This window comes from Rhodococcus sp. NPDC059968 (assembly GCF_042738615.1).
Taxonomy (GTDB): domain Bacteria; phylum Actinomycetota; class Actinomycetes; order Mycobacteriales; family Mycobacteriaceae; genus Rhodococcus_F.
Genome location: NZ_JBHWUE010000243.1, coordinates 1 through 2462, shown reverse-complemented (window position 1 = coordinate 2462; position 2462 = coordinate 1). Strand labels below are relative to the sequence as shown.

Below are 2462 nucleotides of genomic sequence, written 5' to 3'. Positions count from 1 at the left end.
GCGGGACCTAGACGACTGCGGACGTGAACGCCGCGCGGAAGCCGCGGACGTTGGAGGCGATCGCCCCTTCCAGAGGTAGGCGCTCCATTGAAGACGCCCCGTAGAATCCGTCCACACCCTTCACAGTTGCCATACGTGCAGCATCTGCAGGTGTGGCAACTGGACCTCCGTGGACGAGTGTGATGACATCAGGATTCACCGCGCGTGCAGCAGCCGACCAGCGCTCGGCGAGAACAGCACAGTCCTCCAGGGTCCGGGCCGTCTCGGCGCCGATCGTCCCACCGGTGGTCAGCCCGAAGTGGCAGACCACGATGTCGGCTCCGGCCTCGGCCATCGCCGAGGCATCCACTTCGGAGAAGACATAGGGCGTGGTCACGAAGCCAAACTCATGCGCGCGGCGGATCAGCTCGACCTCCTTATCGAAACCCATCCCGGTCTCCTCCAAATTGGCACGGAAGGATCCGTCGATGAGCCCGACCGTCGGGAAGTTCTGCACCCCCACCAGGCCTGCTGCCAAGAGTCTCGAGAATAGGCGTTTGTGCTGCAGGAACGGGTCCGTGCCGCACACGCCGCCGAGGACGGGCGTGCGGGTTGCAGCTGTCACGACCTCCGGCGCCATCTCCAGCACGATCTCGTTCGCGTTGCCGTACGGCATGAGGCCCGCAAGCGACCCACGGCCAGCCATGCGGAAGCGGCCGGAGTTGTAGATGACCAGCAGGTCGATGCCACCGTCCTCCTGCGCCTTGGCGGAGGCTCCGTTCCCGGCCCCGCCGCCGAGGATGGGTTCCCCGCGCTCCCGCCGGTCCTTCAGCTGATCAATGATCGATGTTCGGTCCACTTTGACCATCCCGTCTTCCGACTCCGCTTGACTTGACGAGCCCCACTGCCACAGTCTGAACTTGCTACGGCACCCTGGGTTGTTACTTGGTAAGTCAATGATTCAGCGGACGCGGTGGTCCGCACAGTGCCATTGGAGTCAAAGTGGACGGCAAACCCAGCCAATACACAGTCCTTCGGATGCTCGGCGACTGGTCGGAGGCGCCCGACGCGATGTTCCGACGCCTTGCCGACAAGCTCAGGACAGAGATCCAAACAGGTCAGCTCCCGGCTGGGGCCAAATTGCCGTCGGAAAGGGCGCTCGCAACCAGCCTCGGGGTGAGCAGGTCCACCGTCGCCGCGGCCCTCGACCAGTTGCGCGGGGAAGGTCTCATCGCCAGCCGGCAGGGCTCGGGCACGAGAGTGACCCGTGCCGGCGTTCGAGGGCAGGTGCGCGGCGAGCACCGCCTCGACACCTTCGTCGGCTTCGCGGCAAACCTCGATCACATCGATCTGCGAAGCGCCGCATTGCATGGGCTCCCGATCGTCGCCGACGTGGTCGGAAACCTGGACTCCCCCCAGTTGCGATCTCTGGTACCAGGCCACGGCTACCTGCCAGAGGGCCTCCCCGATCTGCGGGAGAAGGTCGCCGACTACTACACGAAGATGGACCTGCCGACGACGGCAGACCAGATACTCATCACCTCAGGAGCCCAGCAAGGGCTCCGTGTGCTGGTGCGCGCACTGCTCGAGGCCGGGACCCCGGTTCTGATCGAGGAACCATCCTTCAGGGGAGCGATCGAGACGCTTCGAAGCGAGGGCGCCCGCCTCAGCCCAGTCCCCACCGATGAGGAGGGCATCAAACCGGCCGCGCTTGAACGGGCAATCGTAGCCTCCCGCGCAAAAATCGTCTTCTTGCAGGCGACTGCAAGCAATCCCCGAGGGTCTACCATGAGCGCGCATCGGCGCCGTGAAATCGCCCGTATCGCAGACCGTTGCGGCGTGACGATCATCGAGGATGCCGCGGTGGTGGACGCCTGCATCGACGAAACCCCACCACCGCCCATCGCGAAGCACTGCCCGACCTCTATCGTCCTCGGGTCCGCGAGCAAGAGCTTCTGGGGAGGCCTCCGCGTGGGCTGGATCCGTACAACCCCAGCGATCGCCACCCAGCTGGCATCGGTGAAAGGCTCCGAGGACCTCGGAACATCGCTCATCGGCCAACTCGCCACGGCAGCCCTGCTTCCGCGGATCGATGAGGCACGACTCCTTCGACGGGCTCATCTCCGCATCCAGCGTGAAACGCTCACATCCGCCCTCGACGTGTATCTGCCGGAATGGACCTACGCTGTGCCGACAGGAGGCGCATCCCTGTGGGCGCGGCTCCCGCGGGGCAATGCGACAGCCCTCGCCCAGCGCGCCGTCAGGCAAGGCGTTTCGGTCCTCCCCGGACCGATCTTCAGCAGCATCGACCACCTCAACGAATACATCCGGATCAGCTTCGCCTACGAGCCTGCCACCATCGCCGAAGGGGTCGCACGCCTTGCCGGGGCGTGGGAGGCATATACATCGGAGGCATGACGGGGAGCAGGACCGACCGCCATAGCGTCAGCTATGCCCAAGTGGCGCTGGATGTCCCGCAGGGA

At 65.2% G+C, this 2462-nt stretch carries 2 protein-coding genes; one reads left to right on the top strand and one right to left on the bottom strand.

What is annotated here, in order from left to right; all coding sequences use genetic code 11:
- Window positions 1-7: 7 nt before the first annotated feature.
- Window positions 8-847: a phosphoenolpyruvate hydrolase family protein gene (locus ACFWAY_RS53495; RefSeq protein WP_378516505.1), complete on the bottom strand. Its 840-nt coding sequence runs from the start codon at window positions 845-847 to the stop codon at window positions 8-10.
- A 170-nt stretch (window positions 848-1017) separates the two neighbouring features.
- On the opposite strand from ACFWAY_RS53495, the gene ACFWAY_RS53490 reads away from it, so the two are divergent.
- On the top strand, window positions 1018-2397 hold the full coding sequence (locus ACFWAY_RS53490; protein ID WP_378516504.1) for a PLP-dependent aminotransferase family protein: 1380 nt from the start codon (window positions 1018-1020) through the stop codon (window positions 2395-2397).
- The last annotated feature ends 65 nt before the right edge of the window (window positions 2398-2462 follow it).

Excerpts from the sequence above, each read along its gene's own strand:
- ACFWAY_RS53495 (WP_378516505.1), bottom strand. The coding sequence starts at position 847 with ATGGTCAAAGTGGACCGAACATCGATCATTGATCAGCTGAAGGACCGG.
- ACFWAY_RS53490 (WP_378516504.1), top strand. The coding sequence starts at position 1,018 with ATGCTCGGCGACTGGTCGGAGGCGCCCGACGCGATGTTCCGACGCCTT.